The 20,891-nt window shown below is 74.3% G+C and carries 14 protein-coding genes and 1 pseudogene; 2 read left to right on the top strand and 13 right to left on the bottom strand.

Translation table 11 applies throughout. The features are described 5' to 3' along the window. Positions 1-6 precede the first annotated feature (6 nt). From OOJ98_RS10765 to OOJ98_RS10705, 13 genes and pseudogenes are all read right to left on the bottom strand, one after another. Positions 7-3,012, bottom strand: a complete 3,006-nt coding sequence (locus OOJ98_RS10765; RefSeq protein ID WP_267054398.1) for an SMC family ATPase — start codon at positions 3,010-3,012, stop codon at positions 7-9. After that, positions 3,009-4,163, bottom strand: a complete 1,155-nt coding sequence (locus OOJ98_RS10760) for an exonuclease SbcCD subunit D (RefSeq protein WP_267054397.1) — start codon at positions 4,161-4,163, stop codon at positions 3,009-3,011. The genes OOJ98_RS10765 and OOJ98_RS10760 overlap by 4 nt, the downstream gene beginning before the upstream one ends. Positions 4,164-4,413: 250 nt before the next feature. Continuing rightward, positions 4,414-5,040, bottom strand: coding sequence for a YigZ family protein (locus tag OOJ98_RS10755; RefSeq protein WP_267055594.1), 627 nt, complete (start codon positions 5,038-5,040; stop codon positions 4,414-4,416). 76 nt (positions 5,041-5,116) lie between these two features. Continuing rightward, a pseudogene (gene fusA, locus OOJ98_RS10750) lies at positions 5,117-7,180 on the bottom strand (elongation factor G); the annotation flags it as partial. A 415-nt stretch (positions 7,181-7,595) separates the two neighbouring features. After that, positions 7,596-8,774 carry a metallopeptidase TldD-related protein gene (locus tag OOJ98_RS10745; protein WP_267054396.1) on the bottom strand — a complete coding sequence of 393 codons (1,179 nt, stop codon included), beginning with the start codon at positions 8,772-8,774 and terminating at the stop codon, positions 7,596-7,598. Further along, positions 8,771-10,072, bottom strand: coding sequence for an HEXXH motif-containing putative peptide modification protein (locus OOJ98_RS10740; RefSeq protein ID WP_267054395.1), 1,302 nt, complete (start codon positions 10,070-10,072; stop codon positions 8,771-8,773). The genes OOJ98_RS10745 and OOJ98_RS10740 overlap by 4 nt, the downstream gene beginning before the upstream one ends. 71 nt (positions 10,073-10,143) lie before the next feature. After that, positions 10,144-11,490, bottom strand: coding sequence for an MFS transporter (locus OOJ98_RS10735; protein WP_267054394.1), 1,347 nt, complete (start codon positions 11,488-11,490; stop codon positions 10,144-10,146). Next, a complete protein-coding gene (locus OOJ98_RS10730) occupies positions 11,487-13,613 on the bottom strand; it encodes a cupin domain-containing protein (protein ID WP_267054393.1) in 2,127 nt (708 codons plus the stop codon). The genes OOJ98_RS10735 and OOJ98_RS10730 overlap by 4 nt, the downstream gene beginning before the upstream one ends. Beyond that, a complete protein-coding gene (locus OOJ98_RS10725; RefSeq protein ID WP_267054392.1) occupies positions 13,603-14,871 on the bottom strand; it encodes a hypothetical protein in 1,269 nt (422 codons plus the stop codon). Before OOJ98_RS10725 ends, OOJ98_RS10730 begins: the two co-directional genes overlap by 11 nt. Continuing rightward, positions 14,868-15,737 (bottom strand): hypothetical protein, encoded by an 870-nt coding sequence (locus OOJ98_RS10720; RefSeq protein WP_267054391.1) that lies wholly within the window; start codon positions 15,735-15,737, stop codon positions 14,868-14,870. Before OOJ98_RS10720 ends, OOJ98_RS10725 begins: the two co-directional genes overlap by 4 nt. Continuing rightward, on the bottom strand, positions 15,734-16,714 hold the full coding sequence (locus OOJ98_RS10715; protein ID WP_267054390.1) for a DUF692 family multinuclear iron-containing protein: 981 nt from the start codon (positions 16,712-16,714) through the stop codon (positions 15,734-15,736). Before OOJ98_RS10715 ends, OOJ98_RS10720 begins: the two co-directional genes overlap by 4 nt. Further along, positions 16,711-18,738, bottom strand: a complete 2,028-nt coding sequence (locus tag OOJ98_RS10710) for a radical SAM protein (protein WP_267054389.1) — start codon at positions 18,736-18,738, stop codon at positions 16,711-16,713. The genes OOJ98_RS10715 and OOJ98_RS10710 overlap by 4 nt, the downstream gene beginning before the upstream one ends. A gap of 82 nt (positions 18,739-18,820) precedes the next feature. Continuing rightward, positions 18,821-18,958, bottom strand: a complete 138-nt coding sequence (locus OOJ98_RS10705; RefSeq protein WP_267054388.1) for a hypothetical protein — start codon at positions 18,956-18,958, stop codon at positions 18,821-18,823. Positions 18,959-19,495: 537 nt separating this feature from the next. On the opposite strand from OOJ98_RS10705, the gene OOJ98_RS10700 reads away from it, so the two are divergent. Then, positions 19,496-19,903 carry a CoA-binding protein gene (locus OOJ98_RS10700; protein WP_267054387.1) on the top strand — a complete coding sequence of 136 codons (408 nt, stop codon included), beginning with the start codon at positions 19,496-19,498 and terminating at the stop codon, positions 19,901-19,903. 99 nt (positions 19,904-20,002) lie between these two features. Continuing rightward, positions 20,003-20,866, top strand: coding sequence for an alpha/beta fold hydrolase (locus OOJ98_RS10695; RefSeq protein ID WP_267054386.1), 864 nt, complete (start codon positions 20,003-20,005; stop codon positions 20,864-20,866). Positions 20,867-20,891: the final 25 nt, after the last annotated feature.

Below are 20,891 nucleotides of genomic sequence, written 5' to 3'. Positions count from 1 at the left end.
GCCCCCTCACGCCCCGCCGGTCCCCCGGAGCCGTACCGTCGAGCCTGTTCGGTTCTTGACTACTTCCAGTTGGGCCGGGATGCGGCGGCGCAGGTCGCCCACGTGGCTCACGATGCCTACGCTGCGGTCGCGTTCGCGCAAGGAGTCCAGGACGTCGAGGACCTCGTCCAGGGTCTGGTCGTCGAGGCTGCCGAAGCCCTCGTCGATGAAGAGGGTGTCCAGGCGGGCGCCGCCCGCTTCGTCGGTGACGACGTCCGCGAGGCCGAGGGCCAGGGCGAGGGAGGCGAAGAAGGTCTCGCCGCCCGACAGCGTCGCGGTGTCGCGTTCGCGTCCCGTCCAGGCGTCCACCACGTGCAGGCCGAGGCCGGCACGGCCCCTGCCGCCCCTGGCGTCGGAGTGGACCAGCGTGTACCGGCCGCCCGACATGCGCTGGAGCCTGGCCGTCGCGGCGGCCGCGACCTGTTCGAGGCGGGCGGCGAGCACGTACGACTCCAGGCGCATCTTGCGCTCGTTGTCGGCCGACGTGCCCGCGGTGAGCCCGGCCAGGCGGGCCACCCGCTCGTACTGCTCGCGCAGCGGGCCGATCCTGCGGGTCTCCTCGGTGGCCCGGCCGCTGAGCGCGTCGAGTTCGGTGGCGCGGGAGCGGGCCGCCGAGAGCGCGGACGCGGCGTCCCGCAGGGCGCGTTCGGCGGCGGTCGCCTCGGCCGCGCACTGCTCGGTGCGGGCCGGCGGCGCCGCGCCCGCGGCCGCGGTCTCCGGCTCCGCGAGGCGTGCGGTGACCGTGGCGTACGCGTGCTGCCACGCGTCGATGCGGTGCTGGATGCCGCGTTGGCCCCGCTCGTCGATCAGGGCCGCCGACGCGGCGTCGGGAGTGTCGAACCCGGCGCGGAACGCCGCCTGCGAGAGCCGTCCGTCGGCCTCCTTGAGCCGCTCCGCGCTGTCCTCGACGGCGCGGACCGCTTCCGCGGCCTCGGCGAGGATGTCCGCGCGGTGTTCGAGCAGGGCGGCCTGCTCCGCGACGCTCGCGGCACCCGCCCGCGCCTGACTCAACTCCCTTTCCAGGGAAGCCTGTTCACGGTCGAGCGCTTCGCGGCTCGCGGTGCGGGCCGCCACGCTCTGCTGCGCGGTGCGCTGGGCGGCCAGGCGCTGCTCGTACTCGCGCTCCGCCGCGGCGAGGGACACCTGCGCCTCGTGCAGACCGCCGGCGGCCTCCCGTGCCGCGGCATGCTCGCGCCGCAACTCCTCTGCCTCGTCCGCGAGTTCGGCGACGCCCGCCGTGCCCGCCTCGGCCCGGGTGCCGGCGAGTTCCTCCCGCACGGACGCGAGGGCGGCCTCGGCGTCGACGCGGGCCGTGTCGGCGTCCCGGTAGGCGCGCTGCGCGGCGTCCTCGGTCGCGCGGTCGACCTGGCCGGTGCCGGGACGCGCCGGAGCGGGATGTTCGGCCGAGCCGCACACCGAGCAGGGCTCCCCCGCGCGCAGCCCCGCCGCGAGCTCCGCCGCGATGCCGAGCAGCCGCTCCTCGCGCAGCGCGAGCCAGTGTTCGTGGGCGGCGTTGGCCGCGTCCCTGGTGTCGGCGTGCCGCCGTTCGGCCGTGGCGAGCCGGGCCTCGGCGGCGTCCCGTTCGCGGGCCGCCGTGAGGCGCCGCCGGGCCGGTTCGAGCCGGCCCGCGAGGTGTTCGGCGCGGGCCGCGGCCTCGTGGGCGGCGTCGATCCGCGCCTGGTGGGCGAGGCGTGCGCCCTCCCAGCCGGCCAGCCATCCCGCCGTGTCGGTGAGGACGTCCTCGTCGGCGCGGGCCCTCTGGTCGAGGGCGGCGCGCTCCGTGTCGATCTCGGCGCTGCGCCGCTCCGCCCTGCGGGCCGAGTCCAGGGCGCCGAGATCCTGACGCATCCTGCGTTCCAGAGCGGCGAGTTGGTCGGCGCCCGCGTCGGCGAGGTCGGGGTGCAACCGGGCTCGGGAGCGGTCGCGTTCGGCGGTGGCCGTGCGGTGGTCGCGCTGGGCCTGCTCGCGCCATTCGAGGGCGGGCGAGACCAGTTCCGCCTTGCGGGCCGTGTCGAGACGCGCCTTCAGCGCCTCCTGCTCGGCCCGACGGGCCGTCAACTCCTCGACTTCGGCGCGTGCTTGGGCGTACCGCTCCTGGAGCGCGGCGAGCCGGCGCGCCTCGTCGGCGGCGCTCCGGGTGGCGGCCTGCCGGCTCTCGGCGGCGGCCGCGGCGGCCGTCGCGATGTCGAGGCGTTCGCGCGCACCGGCGCGTGCGACGGCCGCCCACTGGAGCACGTCGGAGGCGAGGCCCGGGTCGCCGGGCCGTGCGTCGGGCAGGGGCCACTCGCCCGCGTCGCCCCCGGCAGCCTGGGCCATGCGCTGGGCGAAGGCGAGCAGGCGTTCGTCGCCGTCCTTGACCTGGCGTTCGGCGGTCCGGCGCAGTTCGGCGAGGCGGTCCTCGACGGCGGCGAACCGGCGGGTGTCGAAGAGCCTGCCGAGCAGTCGGCCGCGCGCTTCCGCGTCCGACCTGAGGAATTTGGCGAACTCCCCCTGCGGCAACAGCACGACCTGGCAGAACTGTTCACGGCTCATCCCGATGAGCTGCCCGAGCTCCTCGCCGATCTCCTGGTGCGAGCGGCTCAGCGACTGCCAGGTGCGGGCCGCGGGGTCGTACTCGCGCAGCCAGGTCTGCGCCTTCTCGGTGGTGAAGCCGCTGCCGCGCTTCTTGGGGCGGTCCTGCTGGGGGCGGCGGGTGACCTCCAACCGGCGCCCGCCGACGGTCAGTTCGAGCAGGACCTCGGTGAAGACATGGGGCTCGGCGTGGTCGCTGCGCAGCACGGTACCGGGGCTCTGGCGGGCGCCCGGCACGGCCCCGTACAGGGCGAAGCAAACCGCGTCGAGTACGGAGGTCTTGCCGGCGCCGGTCGGTCCGTGCAGCAGGAAGAGGCCCGCCGACGACAGCGCGTCGAAGTCGACGTCCTGGCTCCCGGCGAAGGGGCCGAAGGCCGTGACGCGCATGCGGTGCAGCCTCACCGGGCCACCTCGCGCACACCGTCGTCGACCCGCACCGCGTCGAACGCGCCCTGCAGGACGGTCCGTTCACCGTCGTCGGGGCCGCTGCCGCCGCGTACGTGCGCCACGAAGTCCTCCGCGATCTGCTGGTCGCTGCGGCCGCTGAGCCGTTGGGCGTACGAGGCGTGCGGGTCGCCGTCGGTGTGTTCCGGGTCGAAGACCAGGCTCAGGGTGTGCGGGAAGCGGGCCCCGATCCGGGCCATGGCGTCGGCGGGGCGCACGGCATCGGTCAACGTGGCCTCCACCCAGGCCTGTTCGTGCCGGGTCAGGGCGGGGTCGTCGAGCAGCGCGTCGAGGCGGCCCCGGATCCGGGCGAGGGGGCGGGGCACCGGGCAGTCCACGCGTTCGGCGGTGACGGCGCCGTCGGTGGCGAGGTCGACGAGCCACATGGACTTGCGGTGGTTGGTCTCGGAGAAGGAGTAGGCGAGCGGCGAGCCCGAGTAGCGGACCCGCTCGGTGATCGTCTGGCTGCCGTGGAGGTGGCCGAGCGCCACGTAGTCCACGCCGTGGAAGATACCGGCGGGCACCGCGGCGACCCCTCCGACGGTGATGTCGCGCTCGCTGTCGCTCGGCTCGCCGCCGGCCACGAAGGCGTGCGCGAGGACGACGGAGCGGGTGCCTGCGGGGCGCTGTGCGAGGTCGGAGCGCACCCGGTCCATGGCGGCGCTCAGCACGGCCTCGTGCCCGCCCTTCGGCGCGGCCAGTTCGTCGCGGACCAGGGCGGGCTCCAGGTAGGGAAGCCCGTAGAAGGCCACGCCGTCGATCATGACGGGGGTGCCGCAGCCCGCCGGATCGGTCCGCAGGTGGATCCCGGCGCGCTCGATCAGGCCGGCGCCCACGCCGAGCCTGCGGGCCGAGTCGTGGTTGCCGGAGATCATCACGGTCGCGACCCCGGCGGCGGCGAGGCTGTGCAGCGCGCGGTCGAAGAGCTCGACGGCGGCGAGCGGCGGCACCGCACGGTCGTACACGTCACCTGCCACGAGGACGGCGTCCACGTCGTGGTCGCGCACCGTCGTCACCAGATGGTCGAGGAACGCGGCCTGCGCGTCCAGCAGGTCGACCCGGTGGAAGGACCGGCCCAGGTGCCAGTCCGAGGTGTGGAGGATCCTCACGACACCGCTCCGACCTGCATGTTTCCCCTCGCCTTTCGCACCGCCCGCGCCGGCCCCCGCCGGACCCACCGCCATCACGGGCCCCACCGGCACAGACCGGCACCTGGCCCCTCACGGCCCTCAGTCTGTCATCGGTCACGGGGGTGGCGTGGCCGGAGTCGTGATCAGGGCCGGCGGGCACGGCGCCACCGGGCCCGGCCGGGCGGGAGCGCGCGCCGGCCTTCCCTTCGGCGCTCGGGCCGTACGCCCCTCAGCCGTCGCCGTACGCCTCGCCGCCGAGCTCAAGGGTGGCGGTGCCCGCGGTGGCGTCGGCGAGCCAGGCGCGGAAGTCCTCGATGCCGGCCTCGGGGAGGCCGATGCCGATGGTCACGGCTTCCGCGTACCGCACCTCGCGCACCGCGTGACCGGTCGCCCGCAGGTCGTTCTCCAGCCGTCCGGCGCGTTGGTGGTCGACGGTGACGGTGGCCAGCCGGAAGCGGCGGCGCACGATCGTGCCGACCGCGTCCAGGGCCTCGCCCACCACTCCGCCGTACGCCCTGATCAGACCGCCCGCGCCGAGTTTGACCCCGCCGAAGTACCGGCTGACGACGGCGACGGTGTACCGCACCTCGCGCCGGGTGAGCATCTGGAGCATGGGCACTCCGGCGGTTCCGCCGGGTTCGCCGTCGTCGCTCGCCTTCTGCACGCCGGCGTCCGCGCCGATCACGTACGCGAAGCAGTGGTGGCCGGCGGCCGGGTGCTCCTTGCGGACGCGCGCGATGAACGCCTGCGCCTCCTCCTCGGTCGCGGCGGGCGCGAGCGCGCAGATGAAGCGCGACCTGTTGATCTCGCTCTCGTGCACGCCTTCTCGGGCGATCGTGCGGTACTGCTCCTGCATCCGCCCACCCTATGCGCCCCCGTGTCCGCCCCGCCCCGGCGGACCGGGGCGGGGCGGACACGGGCGGCGGCAACCGGGCCAGCAGGGCGTCGGCCACCGCGGCCGGCACCGGTGCGAGCGGCGCGGGCCGGGTCGTGAAGGTGCCCCGGCCCTGGGTCCTGCCGCGCAGCCGGGAGGCGTAGCCGAAGAGCTGGGCGAGCGGCACCGTCGCGGTGATCACCGCGGAGCCCGCCGTCGCCGCCGTGGACGCCGACACCTGGCCGCGGCGGGACGCGAGATCGCCGAGTACGCCGCCGACGCCGTCCTCGGGGACGGTGACCGTGACCTCGGCCACCGGCTCGAGGAGCCCCGTCACCGAGGCCCGCAGCGCCTCGCGCAGCGCGAACCGGCCCGCCGTGCGGAACGCCATCTCCGAGGAGTCCTTGGAGTGGGTCGCCCCGTCGGTGAGCGTGACCCGGACCCCGGTGACGGGGAACCCGCCGAGGGGGCCCTCGGCCAGCGCGTCACGGCAGCCCGCCTCCACGGCGCGCACGTACTCCTGCGGGACCCGCCCGCCGGTCACCGTCGAACGGAACGCGAACCCGGGACCGCCCAACGGCTCGACATCGAGGACGACATGGGCGAACTGGCCTGCCCCGCCGTCCTGTTTGACGTGCCGGTACACGAGGCCGCGCACACCGCGCACCACGGTTTCGCGGTACGAGACCTGCGGGCGGCCGACGACGACCTCGACACCCTGGTCGCGGCGGATCTTCTCCACGGCCACCTCCAGGTGCAGTTCGCCCAGGCCCGACAGGACCGTCTGACCGGTCTCCGCGTCGGAGCGCACCACCAGCGAGGGGTCCTCGTCGGCGAGGCGCGCGAGCGCGGTGGCGAGCCGGCCGGTGTCGGCGGACAGCCGCGCCTCGACCGCGACCGACACCACCGGCTCGGCCACCGACGGCGGTTCGAGGAGCAGCGGCGCGTCCGGCGCGCACAGCGTCGTGCCGGCGCGGGCGTGCTTGACGCCCACCACGGCGACGATGTCGCCCGCCATCGCGTCCTCCCTCTCCTCGTGCCGGTCGGCCTGCACGCGCAGGATCCGGCCGACCCGTTCGGTCCGGCCCGTCGCCGCGTCGCGTACGGCGTCGCCCTTGCGCAGGGTGCCCGCGTAGATCCGTACATAGGTGAGGCGGCCCCGCGCGGTGGAGTTCACCTTGAAGGCGAGGGCCGCGAACGGCTCCGCCGGGTCGGGCGCCCGCTCCTGCTCGGCGCCGTCGACGGTGCCGCGCACCGGCGGCATGTCGGCGGGCGACGGCAGATAGGCGAGGACCGCGTCGAGCAGGGGCTCGATCCCGCGGTTGCGGTAGGCGGAGCCGCACAGCACCACCACCGCGTCCCCGGCGAGCGTCAGCTCGCGCAGGACGCGCACGAGGGTCTCCCCGCTCAGCGTCGACGCCGCGCAGAACTCCTCCAGGGCGTCCGGGTGGAGCTCCGCCACCGTCTCCTCCAGGAGCCGGCGCCGTCGCGCGGCTTCGTCGAGCAGGTCGGCGTCGACCGGGCCCGTGACGCAGGTGTCGTCGTTCCACCGCAGGGTGCGCATGCGGACCAGGTCGACGACGCCGGTGAACCCGTCCTCGCGTCCGATGGGCCATTGGACCACCAGGGGTACGGCGCCCAGGCGTTCGCGGATGGAGGCGACGGCCGTGTCGAGGTCGGCGCCCGCCCGGTCGAGCTTGTTGACGAAGGCGATCCTGGGCACGCCGTGCCGGTCGGCCTGGCGCCACACCGACTCGCTCTGCGGCTCGACGCCCGCGACGGCGTCGAACACCTCGACGGCGCCGTCGAGGACCCGCAGGGACCGTTCGACCTCGTCGGCGAAGTCGATGTGGCCGGGGGTGTCGATCAGGTTGACGCGGTGGCCGTCCCAGCGGCAGCTCACGGCCGCCGCGAAGATGGTGATGCCGCGGTCGCGTTCCTGGGCGTCGAAGTCGGTGACGGTGGTCCCGTCGTGCACCTCGCCCCGTTTGTGGACGGCGCCGGTCGCGAAGAGGATCCGTTCGGTGACCGTGGTCTTGCCCGCGTCGACGTGGGCGAGGATGCCGATGTTGCGGACGGCGGAGAGGGAAGTCGTGGTGCGGGGGCGCCCGTTGGTGCGCATGGCCGGAGCCTTTCGGGTGGCTTCGCTCAGGGAACGAGGAAGCGGGAGGTGAAGGGGTCGGCGCGATGTCGGACGGCATCAGCCCTGTCCGCCCGGCCGTGTAGGAACGGCGAAGGGGGCGTGGTTGCCAGGGCGGTGATGGGACGTCAGAAGACAGACGGTGAAGGCCGCGCAGCCGTCACCGGGCGACGCGAGACACCAAGATCACGTCGTATCGGGCCGGGAGGGAGAGAGCCGTGGTGTGCTGCTCGCGCATGGCCCGGCTCCCTTTCTCTTCACTCGGCGCCCTTCGCGGGGCGTCACTTCACTCGGCGCCCGCCATGGGGCCGCGCACACCCGGTCGGTGGCGCGCGGCCCGAGTCTAGGGAGCGGGGCGGGGCGGGGCATGTGGTTTTCCGCGGCGCCGCCGGCCGGGTCAGCTTCGGGGGCCGCCGATCGGGACGGCGCAGAGGCGGTCGAAGGCGAACGACGGGCTGCGGATGCTGACGGGCAGCTCCTGCCCGTCCTTGCCGCAGCCCGTGACCGGGTTGAAGACGTCCATGTCGTCCCCGACCGAGCGGAGCGCCCCCAGGGCGGTAGTCTTGCGGCCCTTGAGGTCGAAGCCGTACACGAACCGGCCCGTGGGCTCGCCGTCCTCGATCCACTCCGCACACGCCGGGCGGACCGCGAAGAACTCCTCGACGGAGCCGCCGCCCCACGCGCCCCGGCACAGCAGGCCGCTCCGGACCGAACGGACCATGTCCGCAGGGGGAGTTGTGCCTCTGGCGACACGCAGTGCCGACATGCGCGGCAGGGCCTGCGCCGCGCCGGACGCCCGCCTGCCGTTGCCGGTGCGCGGCAGGCGCTGCCGCCGTGCCTCACGGGCGTCGGTCAGCACCCCGCTGACGACGCCCGCCTCGACCAGTGGGGTCTGCCGCGACGGATGGCCCTCGTCGTCGCTGGGGCGTGAGGTTTCGAGGCCCGGCGCGGGGCCGTCCAGGACCGTGAGCTCGGGGCCGGTCACCGTCGAGCCGAGCGCGAGGCCACAACCAGCCGCGTACGTACGGTAGTTGTCGGCCTCCAGGCTGTGCCCCAGCGTCTCGTGGACGAAGTGCACCGCCGTCTCGGGAGCGAGCACCACGGGCCCGACGAAGGTGTCGGTCAGCGGTGTGGCGCGGCCGACGGCCCGCAGCTCGCGGACGAGCCGGCCGCCGGAGGCCGCGAACGCGGCCAGCGGGTCGGCTCCGGACCACTGCCACAGCACGACGGGGAGGCGGGCTCCCGGTCGGCGGATCTCCACCAGCGCCTCGATGCGGGTGTGTTCGGCCGCGGGGCCGCGGGCCCCGGGAAGGCGGGTCCAGCGGCCGGCCGTGCGCACGACGGCTTCGGCCTCGCGGCCGGTCAGCTCGGCGTGGGCGGCGGCGAGAGGGGCGGACGCGCGGTGCAGCGCCACCGCGGTGGCGCGCAGCCAGGAGAGGTCGGCGAGAGGGGCGGTGTGGTGCTCGCCGCTCTCCTTCTCCGACACCCGGGGCCCGGACGCCGGGCCGTGGACGGTCACCGTACGGGCGGCGACGGCGCCGGGACCGGCGCTCGTCCCGGCGCCGTGGAGGCTCATCCGGGCATCGCGGCCCGGAAGCCCGCCAGGAGCTGGGCCCCTCGCTCGGTGGTCCTGGCGTGGCGCTCCAGGGTGTCGAGGCCGACCGCGAGCCGCGCGGTGATGTCCTCGACGTAGGGCGCGATCGGTGGCCCGTCGGCCGGTGTGTACGCGTCGGCGCAACGGATCGCCATGTGCACGTCGTTCAGGAACGACAGGACGCCGTGGAAGATGTTGACCAGGGGGCGGGGAGCCTCGACGAAGGGCGAGTAGTGCTCGTCGGCCGCGTTCTCGGCGACGGAGTAGACGTCCAGGATCGAGTTGAAGCGGTTGTGTCCGCTCTCGTGCACCAGGGTCTGCGCCGCTAGGTAGGTGTGCCGTTCGCTGGTGAGGACCAGTCCGCGGAAGCTCGGCAGGGTGAAGTTGAAGGGCCAGTTGCCCTGGCTGCGTACGGGCATGAGGTGCACGGTGGTGTCGCGCACCACGTCCGCGGCCTCCGGCCAGTGGCGGCGCACCGTGTCCCATCCCGAGCCGATCGACTCCGCGAACCGCGCTAGCGCGTCCGGTCCCGGCGTCAGGGGCCGCTCGGCCTCCGCCGGGTAGGCGATCCGGTGCCAGGGCAACGGGCCGGTGAGCAGCGGGCCTCCGGGCAGGGCGAGGAGGCGGCGCACTCCCGGGTGGGCTTCGGCCGGGGTGTCCGGACCGTCCGGCAGGCATTCCCAGGGGAAGACATGGGCGCGCTCCCCCGCCGTCAGCCGCAGTCCTTCGCCGGTGGCGCGCGCGGTGAGCACCCCCGTCGCACCCGGCACCCGCAGCGCCAGGTGCGCGGCGGGCAGCACCACCTGACCGTCCTCGGCGTACACCGGGATCTCGGCGTCCCGCAGCGTGGCGGGGTGGAGCAGGCCGGGCAGCAGGAACGTCCCGGCGTGGGCGAGCAGTTCGCGGGTGCCGAGGCCGAAGGTGCCCTCCCCCACCTGTGCGGCCGCCTTGGTCCACGAGGTGATGCCGGGGCGCAGCACGAGCCGCAGCAGTCGTTCGTGCGGAAGGCGCAGCAGGCAGTCCACCAGGCCCTGGGCCCAGCGCCGCGCCTCCGGCGAGGACGGGGCGTCGCCGTGGGCGCGGAGTTGGACGAGCAGCCTCTTGAGGTAGATCTTGGCCGTCATCCGCGCGATCGCGCGGGTGGGGTCGTCCGGATGTCCCGGCAGGACGGCCGCTGCGAGGTCCATCGGCGGTGTGGGTTCCTGGAACAGCGGACGCAGTGAGGACACGTCCACGCGCACCCGCTCGGCGGCCGGGGTGTGCGTCGCGATGTCGGGCATACCGTCTCCTTGCGGGTGGTGGTGGGGCGGCGCGGTCCGGACGGCGGCCGGGCCTCGCGGATGCGGCGCGCTCAGCCGGTTTCCGGCTCCGGCAGGCGGGTCCGGGCGGGGGCCGGGTCGGCCGGCGCGGCCGGCCCTCCGAACTCCCGCACACCGGCGATCAGGAGCGGGGCGAGCGTGCTCATGACGAAGAGGACGGCCCCGGTCAGCGTGATCACCCAGACCGGTACTCCGGCGAGCGCGAGCCCGACCAGTGCGTAGCCGAGCGGCGCCGCGGCGGTCGAGGAGAGCCAGTCCAGGGACATGATCCGGCCCAGGAACTCGTCGGGGATGTGACGTTGCAGGGCGCTCATCCACAGCACTTGGAACACCGCGAGCCCGGCGCCCCCGGGCACCGCGGCGACGGCGAGCAGCGGCACCGACGTGGTCACGCCGAGCAGGGCGACGGCGAGTCCGAACGGCAGGAGCGCGACGAGGGCGAAGGTGCCGGAACCGGTGCGCCTGCCGCGGCGCACCAGGATCCCGCCCGCCAGGGCGCCCGCGGAGAAGGCGGCCATCACGACGCCGTACCCGATGGTGTCGGCCTTGGTCTCCAGGAGCCGGTCGGGCAGCAGCACGAACCACACCGGCACGGTGGTCATCATGTGGAAGACGGACATCAGCAGGACCGCCCAGACCCAGGGCCTGGCCCGCGCCTCGCGGAAGCCGACGGCCACCTCGCCGAGCAGGGAGCCGGACGCGTCCTGGGCGCGGACCACCTTCTTCTCGCGGACGCCGAGCAGCAGCGCGGCGCTGATCGCGAAGGTCACCGCGTCGAAGAGCAGCGCGCTGCGGGCGCCGAGCACCGCGACCGCGGCGCCGGCGACCGTCGGGCCGAGGACGCCCAGGGTCCGCTCGGTGGCGGTGGTGAGCGAATTGGCCGCCTCCAGCTGGTGCTTGGGCAGCAGCCGCGGCAGCAGCGACTCGTACGCCGGGTCGAAGAACGCCTCGCCGGCGCCGACGAGCAGCACCAGTAGGGCGAGGACCCAGGTGGGCGAGCCGATGGCGGCGATCGCGGCGGCGCCGACGACCACGGTGCGCAGCACGTCGACACTGGCCATGATCCGGGCGCGCGGGAAGCGGTCGGCGACCACTCCGCCGATCAGGACGCACAGGGCCATGCCGAGGGCGCGGGCCGCGAGGACCGTTCCGAAGCCGGTGACGCTGTGGTCGTCGATGAGCAGGTTGGTGGCGATGGCGAACGGGAAGACCTGGTCGCCCAGAGAGCTGGTCAGCTGGCTGGCCCAGACGCGGGCGAAGCGCGGCTCACGGAGCACGGCGCGCCATGAGCCGGTCGCCTGGGGCGGCTCCGCGGACGCGCCGGAGCCGGTGTCCTGGGGTACGGGAGCGGCGGGGGTGGGGCTGGACGAGGAGGTCATGGGGTCTTTCTGTCCGTCGATGTGTTCTGGTGCGCCGTGAAGGCCCCGAGCCAGCCGTCGTCGGCGTCGTGCACCGAGCGGCCGAGGGCGGCCAGGATTTCGTCCGCCTTGGCGACGGCCTCGTCCGCGAGCCGGGTGAGTGCCGCGTCCCGGTGGCCGTGCTCACCGAGGCGGCGGGCGAACTCGGCCTGCGCGCGGGCGGCGACGGCCTGGCCGCACACCCAGGCCGCCGACCGGGAGACGCCGTCCCAGGGGGAGGTGACCGGGGGCGGCTGGTCGCGGGCGGGGAGGAGGTCGGTGACGGTACGCCAGCGGCTTCGCGCCAGCACCGTCACCAGGCCGAGGGCGCGGGCCGGGGCCGGGCCGAGGCCGGTCGGCCGCCCGTCGAGCCACTCCCGGGCGTCCGCGGGCTCGGCCATGACCATCAGGCTCGATTCCGCGGCGGCGCGGGCCTGCGGCCAGCACTCGGCGAGCAGGGCGACGGCGTCGGCGGCTTCCCCGGCCATGCCCGGTGCGGAGTCGAGCGGGCGCCCGCAGTGCCAGGACACGCCGTGCCCGACCGCCGTGTCCCACCAGCTGTGCGCGCCGAGGAGGAGGAGCCCGCTGCCGTCCACCCTGTCGAGCGGCGCCACTCGGGCGCGGTGCCATGCGCCGTCGGCGGTGCGCAGCAGCGGATGCGCGTCGGCGGGGTCGAGCCGCAAGGCCGCCGGCGCGCCCGAGCCGGCCGGTGCCGACCAGCGCTCGCCGAGCGACAGGACGGCCACGGCGTGCGGCTCCGAGGGCGCCACGTCGACGGTCCGGCCGGCCAGCACCTCGGGGAGGCGTACCGCCGTGGCGAGGACGGCCGCGATGAGCTGGGCGACGAAGGACCCGCTGGACTCCCGGTAGTCCGCCGCGATTTCGTGTTCGGCCCTGCGGACGGCGCCCAGCACGACGGGGTGGCGTGCCAGCGCGTCGAGTTCAGTGGTGTCGGCCGCCGCCAGCGCGTCGATGACGGCCTGCGCCGTGGTGCGGGTGGCGGGCATTGCGGACCAGCCGGCATCGAAGTGGCGCAGGAGCCGCAGGACGCGGAGCAGGACGTGCCGGGTGTGGGCCCGGTGTGCGGGACCCCAGACCTCCTCGCGGGTCGGGTCGGCGAGCAGGGCCGCGGGGTCGAGGGGGCCGGGAGCCGCGTGCAGCAGGGCCCGCAGGGCGCCGTCGCCGAGCGCGAAGGACAGCTCGGCGGGCTCGCGCGCGGCGCGTACGGACGCGGCCGGAGCACGGGTGGCGGGCGCGGTGGTGACGGGCCCGGTGGTGACGGGCCCGGTGGTGGCGTCGTGCGGTGCGGGGTCCGCGCCGCCCGCGGGAGCCGCCGTCACGGCTGCCACCCGCTGGGCGCGGTAGGCGTCCTCGACGCGGCGGCGCAGTGCCGGGTCGCTCAGTGCGGCCCACAGGCGGTCGAGCGGTGTTCCGGCCGGCATCGGTTCCCACCAGGCGCGCTCCCCGGCGAGCTCTTCGGTGAGCAACGGCAGGACGTCGCTGAGGGCGTTGGCGGAGTTCAGGGCGATGCTCACGCTCAGGGAGGGGCCTTCGCTCACGCCCCAGTGGCTCCAGAAGATCGGCAGGTAGAGCACGTCACCGGGGTGCAGCACGAATTCGAGGGCGTCGTCCGGCATGTAGGCGGTGCCCACCGAGCGGTCGCCGAGCATGCGCCGGCGCAGCGACTCGTCGGGCAGCCCGGACGGCGGCGACAACTGCCAGCGTTTGGTGCCCTGTTGCTGGACGACGAAGTTGTCGCTGTCGTCGAAGTGGCAGCCGATCCCGGACGTGGTGAGCGTCTGCACGGTGTCGCACCAGACGTTGGGCCAGTCCAGGCTGTGGCGTACGGCGGCGCTCAGCGCGGCGAGCCGGGGGCTGACCAGGTCGGCGACGCGGATGAACCACGCCTCGCCGGGGCGTTCGACGGCCTGGACGGGGTGCTCGCGCACCATCCGCTGCTTGATGGTCTCGAACTCGGCGGATTCCAGGGCCGGTTCGAGCAGGCGCCCGGCGACGCCGCGCAGCACGAAGGGCTTGCGGCGGAAGTACTCGGAGAAGAACAGCTCCCGGCTCATGCCGGGCAGGAACGGCGTCTCATCTCCCATCCCACACCTCCGCGAGGGTCTTGGCGTGCTGCTGGGCGTCGTGCCGGGCGGCGCTGTCCCCCGCCGCCCGGCCGGCCCGGTCGAGCAGGCCGGCGGTGTCGTGGTGGAGCGGGATGACGCCCAGGGCGCGGCGGGCCCGCTCCACCGCGCCCCGGGCGCGGCCCACACGGAGGGCGCAGATGGTTTCGAGGATGGCCGCGTGGGCGTCGAGGGTGTCGGAGATGTCCTCGGTGCACAGCGCGAACAGTTCCAGGGCGTCGGCGTGCCGGCCGGCGCGCATGGCGGCGAGCCCCGCCACGTACGCCGGCCATGAGGCGCGGGCGCCGAGTGAACGGGCCTGACGGACACCGGAGATGGCCGCGTCCACGCGTGCGGACTGGGCGTCGAGGACGGCCCGCAGGGTCGCTCCCTGCGCACCGAAGGCGGCCAGTTCCTCGGCCCAGAGCCGCTTCAGCAGCTCCGGTTCGACGGGCGCGCCCAGCGCCGCGGCGGCGAGCCCGCGCTCGGGGACGGCGGCGTCGCCGTGGCGGGTGAACGTCTCGGCGGGTGGCGCCTTCAGCTCCATGCCCAGCGCCTGGGCGAGCCGCCCGGCCAGCGCTGCCCCGCTCGCCTTGGGGACGAAGCCGCTGGAGACGCTCATCGATCCCGTCCAACTGCGGTAGCGGGACGGGTCGTTGCCGAGGGCGTCCATCACCTCGGCGACGGTGTGGTCGGCCTCGCCGTCGCTGTCCACGAAGAAGTCGAGGTCGAGGTCGACGGCCGTGACGCCGTCCAGGACGTCCGGCCCGAGGGCGCCGAGACCCGTGCAGGCCACGCTGCCCACGGGCAGTTCGGCGCGGGCTCCCCACGGGGTGCGGACGAAGGTCTCCATGACGCGCTGTCCGACGTGGGGCACCAGGCTCAGGGCGTCGAGCAGCGCCCGCGCGGGATCGCGGCCGGCGTCGCCCGGCACGACCCAGCACACCGAGGCGAGCCAGCCTCCCGCGAGTGCCGGGTAGAGGAAGTCGTCCAGTCCGTACCGGCCGTGGCCGGGCTCGCGGAAGGGGAGCCTCCTGCCCTGCGCGGCCAGGTCGTCCGGCCGGCCGCGGAGCGCGGCGAGCGCCTCGCAGTCCGCGGGGGGTACGTGTTTGAGGTCGAGGTGCCGGTCGAAGAAGAGCACGTGCTCGCGGTGGAAGCCGCGCGCGTCCCACACCGGCAGGACGTGGCCGTGCTCGGGCACGACGACCAGGCCCTCGCGCAGCGCTCGCAGTGTCGTCACCACAGTCCTCGTTTCAGGAGCGCCTGCCGTACGTCGTCGGCCGCCGGATGCCCGGGGACCGTGAGCGCCTCGGCGGTGGCCGGGGAGACGGGGCCGAAGGCCAGGCCGCGGGGCGTGCTGGAATACAAGCACGGGACGGTGGCCCGCCGTTCGCCGTCCGTCGCCCCCGCCGTGGGGGCCGCGCCCCTCAACTCGGCGATCAGCGCCGGGGGATGGTGGTGCACGGCGGCGTAGCCGTGTGCCGTGGCCATGATCTCCGGCAGGTCGACGCGGAACGACACCGTGGCCTCGTGGACGAGCGCGGTCAGCAGCGCCATCAGCGTCTCGTGCTTCACGGTGTCGGCGAGGTACGGCCCGCAATCCCCGCCGGCCGACGGCTCGGGTCCGCCCCCTCGCCCCGGCTCGAATCCGGCCGGCGCGGGCCCTTCGCCGCGCGGGCCGCCGGCGAAGCGGCCGAAGGCCTCCTCCAGCGAGATGCCCTCTCCGGCGTAGGGCAGCGCCCGGTACGCCGCGAACTCCGGCGAGCGGAGGAAGGCGGTCAGCAGCCGTTCGCGGTTCCAGCCCGCCCGGGTGAGCAGCGCCAGGGAGCGGGGGAACGCGGCGGCGATGCCCGCCGCGGCGTCTCCGCTCCACAGGTTGCCGCGGAACCTCCGTGCGGTGAAGGCGAGTTCGTCGTGGTCGATGGTGGCCAGGCAGGCGAGTTCGGCGGCGTCCCGGGCGGTCGCCGCGGCGCCGTCCCGCGCGAGACGGGTCCTGAAGTCGTCGTCGGTGAGCAGCCGCAGGAGCAGCTCGGTCAGTTGACCGGCGTCGAGTTCGGCCGGGACGCCGCCCGCGGCCCCGTGGGCCGGTCCGGTCGCGGTGCTCATGCCGCCTCACCGGTCCCTTCGGCCGCCCATTGCGCGACGAGGGTGCGCAGGCGCTCGTAGTTGGGCCGGCTCTTGGGGGTGAGGGCGCCGCCCTCGTCGTAGACGGGGTCCTCGTAGGTGACGCCCAGGAGGTTCGGGCAGCGGGCCAGCAGGTGGCGGGTGAGGTCGATCTGTTCGTCGAGCAGCACCCCGTGGTGCAGGTCGCGGAACTTGCCCCGGACGATCTGGCAGCCCGACAGATGGAGTTCGCGGCAGCGTTCCAGCGGGAGCGCGTCGAGTCCGTCGTACATCGCGGACCCGGTCCGGCCGCGCAGCCACTGGTAGCTCAGGAGGTGACCGACGTCGAGGGTGACCCGGACGTCCGCGTCGTCGGCGAGCCGCCGGAAGTAGTCGAAGGCGTCCAGGTCGCCCAGGACGAAGGAGCCGCCCTCGGTGAAGCCGGGGAACTCCACGTGCAGGTCGGGCCGGAGCAGCTCGCGTGCCTCGCGGGCGTTGGCCGTCGCCCGTTCCAGGCCGCGCTCGGTCATGACGGGCGGCAGCGGGTAGGGCAGCGGACGGCCGCGCAGGCTCCAGATCCCCAGGTCCTCGACGACCCACGAGAAGCCGTAGCGGGCGTGGAGCTCGTTGGTGAAGTCCGCCACCGGACGCCGGTCGTACGCCTCCGGTGTGCCCATGTTCAGGAGGGTCTGGTGAAAGGCGCGCGGCCGGTCGGAGGGCATCGCGTCGTACAGCCGGTCGTACGCGGGCACGTAGTCCGCCGCCCGCAGCCGGGCCCGGTTGCGGGGCTGGAAGGCGAAGAAGGAGTAGCCGTAGTGCTCCTGGTGGCGGCGGAGGAAGGCGCGGACGCGGGGCGTGACGTCGCCGCCTCCGGGGGTCGGGGTGAACCCGATGCGCTCCCCCCAGGGCAGGTCCATGCCGACGCCCAGGCCGAGCCTGCTGGTCCTCGGGATGGTCGGCGAGGGTGCTGCGGCGGTCATCGGCGGCTCCCCGGGACGAGGTCGTGGGACGGGACGGCGACCGCCACGTCGGCGGCGGTGAGGCGTCGGAGCCGGGCGCTGCCCGCCTCGGTGAGGGCGCTCAGCACGGCGCCCTCTTCCGCGCGGCTCTCGCCACGGGCGGCACCGGCACCGGCGTCATCGTCGGAGGTGAGGGCGACGTCGGCGTGGGGCAGCGAGAACACCTGCTGCCAGACGAGGTCGGCGAGCAGCAGGGAGCCGCTGTCCGGGCCGGTGAGAGCCGCGGCGGGCCCCGGGGGCACGGGGCGTACCCAGGGCCGCAGCCGGGCGCGCCACACCGGCTCGCCCCGGGGGCCGCGGCGGCGCAGATGGGGCGGGAGCGCGTCGTTGCCCTGTGGACGGACGCCCTCGAAGGTGTCGAGCAGGCGGCGCAGCGACTCCTCGCGCGCGGGGCCGGCCGGCACCGTCAGGGGGTATCCGTGGCGCCCGCCGAGGTAGTTGAGTTCGGGGTTGGCGGCGAGCGGGCCGGTGCGGTCGAGTGCCACGCCGTAGCCCTCGGCGTCCCCGGCGAGGAGCGTTCCGGGCTCGGCGACCATGAGCTGGAGCACGTCGATGCCGATCTTGTCCTCGTTGCTGTGGAGGAAGCGGCGGGACTCCTCGGCCTCGGCGGCGGTCTCGTCGAAGAGTCCGCCCATGACGGAGAGCCGGAGGTTGATGCCCGCGCCGACCACGTTGTCGATGATGGTCTGGTAGTCGGCGGCGCGTACGCCCTTGTCCATGCGGTCGAGCAGGCGCTGCGCGTTGGTCTCGTAGCCGACGCTCATCAACACGCAGCCGAGGGAGGCCAGTTCGCGGCAGAACTCGGGGTCGAGGAGTACGGATTCGAGCCGGTTGCGGGTGCTGAAGGTGACGCGCACGCCACGGCGGCGCACTTCGCGCATCGCCTGGGTCACGAGCCTGAGGTTGGTGTTCTCGTCGACGACGGCCACGAAGTCCACGCCGTGGGTGCGGACAGTGTGCTCCACCGCGTCCGCGATCTGGGCGGGCGTGCCCTGCTGGTAGGCGCCCTGCGGCAGCGACCTGTTTCCGTACGAGCAGAACACGCAGCGCCCCCAGTAGCAGCCCACGCAGGAGACGATGGCGAGTTGGAAGTCCTCGGCCACGTAGGACCGGATCGGGAGGTCCGCGAAGTCCGGCGGCGCGGCGTCCCGGAAGGTGGTGCGCACGGGGCGGGGTGCGGTGTGCGCCCCGGCTCCGGGCCGGCGGATGCCGGGTATGTCGCCCGGGGGAAGGGCGCCGTCCAGCGCGTCCAGGGCGCGGGTCAGGGGTTCCTCGCCGGCGGTGACGCAGAGGGCGTCGACGCAGGCGTCGACGGACGCCAGACCCAGCAGGTCGTCCTGGCGCAGCATCACCTGCTGCCCGCCGAGCCATAGGTGCGCCTCGGGGGCGAGGGCGCGGGCCCACGCGGCGATGAGCAGGGCGGGGGCGATCTGGCTGAAGAAGGCCACGGACAGCCCGATGACGCGGGGGCGGCGGCCGGCCAGGGTGCGCTCGACCAGCCGTCGCAGGGCGGCGGTGGGAGCGTCGAGGGCTTCGGCCGGCAGGGCGGCGGTGTGCCGAACCTGCTCGTCGAGCGTGCTCAGGCTGGGCCACAGCCGGGTGAGGAAGGAGTCTTCGAGGACGACTTCGACGGCCTGGTTGGCCAGGCGCACGGCGCGGTCGGCGCCGAGCGCTCCGGCGCCGCTCTTGGCGAGGACCTGGCCCCGCAGTTCGGGCAGGAAGCGGCGGGCGGTGTCGGCCATCGCGGCGCGGTACCACTCCCGCATGTCGGTGTCGGCGCGGCGCAGGTGGCGCTGGTGCGCCTGGCGCAGGGGCCCGGGGGTGAGGAGCTCGTGGAACAGCTCGACGTTCAGGTCGGCCTGGTGCACCGTTCGTCCGGCGCGCCGGAGGAATCCGGTCAGATACGGCAGGCTCAGATAGGGGAAGAGCCGCGCCTCCGTCTGCGGGGGAAAGAGCAGAAGCACATCTGGTTCGGAATTCGGCACGCTTTCCGCACTCCTCCGCCCGCGACGAGGTTCCAGGAGGTGGAGCTGGAGAGACCAGCCCCACCGGTGCACTTGTCCTGGGTCAGGACTCCGGGTCGGCCTCGATCAGAGACTTGAAGCGGAAGGCGTGGAATGCGCCGCCCACCTTCAACTCGGCCGATTCGATGACGTCCAGGTCGTCCAGCTCGCTGAATTGCTGCGGCTCATTGTTCTCAGGCATGGAACCTCCAGGTTCTTTGCAGAGCACATCGATGATCGAGCGATCGTGAACCTAACGGGGGGTTCTCGGCCAGTCAACGGAGCGTGTCCCCGGCCCCGCAGGATTTCGGACAGCCGGGCGCCGGTGAGCCGGGGGCCCGCTCTTCGGGACATGGTGTGATGTCCACGCGTTCGAACCGGAACGTCCTCTTTTCCCGCTCCCCCTTCCCGTCTCTGCCATTACGGCGCCGACCAGCTTCTTTACCAACCCATTGATGATCGAATCCATGTCGGCCGACTACATGCCCATGGTAAGGAATGCGTCACTCCCTTTTCGGGTCGGCCCTTTTGTCGAGCCTGGCGATCTTTCGGCGCGCAGGCTTGGAGACCTCTTTGTCCCCCTTCGCCCCCGCCTCCGAATGGCCGACTTCCGGCGATGCGATCGGCGCGGAAGGGGAACGTCTCCGCGCCTCGACCGCCCGGGACTTGGCGCGTGCAGGAGCAAACGGTGTAGGCATGAGCCGAACGACCCCCACACGTCCCGCCCCAGGAGGCCCCCGTGCACGCCGATCAGGAAACCGTCCGCAAGATCCTCACCGCCACCGGCTCCACGTGGGCCGTCGTCGGGCTGTCCTCCAACGAGGGCCGCGCCGCCTACGGAGTCGCCCGCGTCCTGCAGCGGTTCGGCAAGCGGATCGTGCCGGTCCACCCCAAGGCCGAGACCGTCCACGGCGAGCAGGGCTACGCCTCCCTCGACGCAATCCCGTTCCCCGTCGACGTCGTGGACGTGTTCGTGAACAGCGACCTCGCCGGCGCGGTGGCCGACCAGGCCGTGGCCATCGGCGCCAAGGCCGTCTGGTTCCAGCTCGGCGTCGTCGACGAGGACGCGTACGAACGCACCCGTGCCGCCGGGCTCTCCATGGTCATGGACCGCTGCCCCGCGATCGAGATCCCCCGCCTCGGCTGAGCGGAACCCGGCCGCCCGCGCATTCGACGAGTGCGGGTATGTACCACTGAATCGCCCACGCTCATACTGGCGCCAACCAGACCTACGGGGAGGCACCAGTTGGGGGAGCTGATTCGTACCGGGGACGGGCGAGACTTAGCGGTTGAGAAGTACGGGAACCCGCAGGGCAGACCGGTGTTCCTGTTGCACGGCACGCCGGGGAGCCGGCTGGGGCCCGCGCCGCGCAGCGCGGTGCTCTACCGCCTGGGCGTGCGCCTCATCACCTTCGACCGGCCCGGGTACGGCGACTCGGACCGGCTGCCGGGGCGCCGGGTGGCGCACGCCGCGGCGGACGTGGAAACCATCGCCGACGCGCTGGGCATCGACGAGTTCGCCGTGGTGGGGCGGTCCGGCGGGGCGCCGCACGCGCTGGCCTGTGCGGCGCTGCTCCCGGGCCGCGTGGTGCGGGCCGCCGGGCTGGTGGGGATCGCGCCGCGCGACGCGCAGGGGCTCGACTGGTTCGAGGGGATGACCGAGTCCAATGTGCGGGAGTACATCAACGCGGCCGCCGGGAAAGGTCAGTTGACCACCGCCCTGGAGATGCGGTCGATCGCGATCCGCTCCGATCCCCGGCGCCTGGTCGCCGAGATGCGGCCCGGTCTGCCGTGGCCGGACCGCGGCATCGTGGCCGACGCGGGGATCCGGGTCATGCTGGAGCGCAACTTCGAGGAAGGACTGCGCAGTTCGGCCGACGGATGGGTCGACGACGTGATGGCGTTCAGCACCGACTGGGACTTCCGTCTTGAGGAGATCGCCGCGCCGGTGCTCCTGTGGCACGGCGAGCAGGACGTGTTCGCGCCCGTGCAGCACACGCGCTGGCTCGCCGAGCGGATCCCCGGCGCCCAGTTGGTCGTCGAGCGGGGCGCCGCGCACTTCGGTGCGCTGCGGGTGCTCACCCGCGTCCTGAGCTGGGCGACCCGGTGAGTCCGGGGGCGCGCCCGGACCCGTG

Source organism: Streptomyces sp. NBC_00083, from assembly GCF_026343295.1.
Classification (GTDB): domain Bacteria; phylum Actinomycetota; class Actinomycetes; order Streptomycetales; family Streptomycetaceae; genus Streptomyces.
This window is presented reverse-complemented; position numbering and strand designations above follow the sequence as displayed.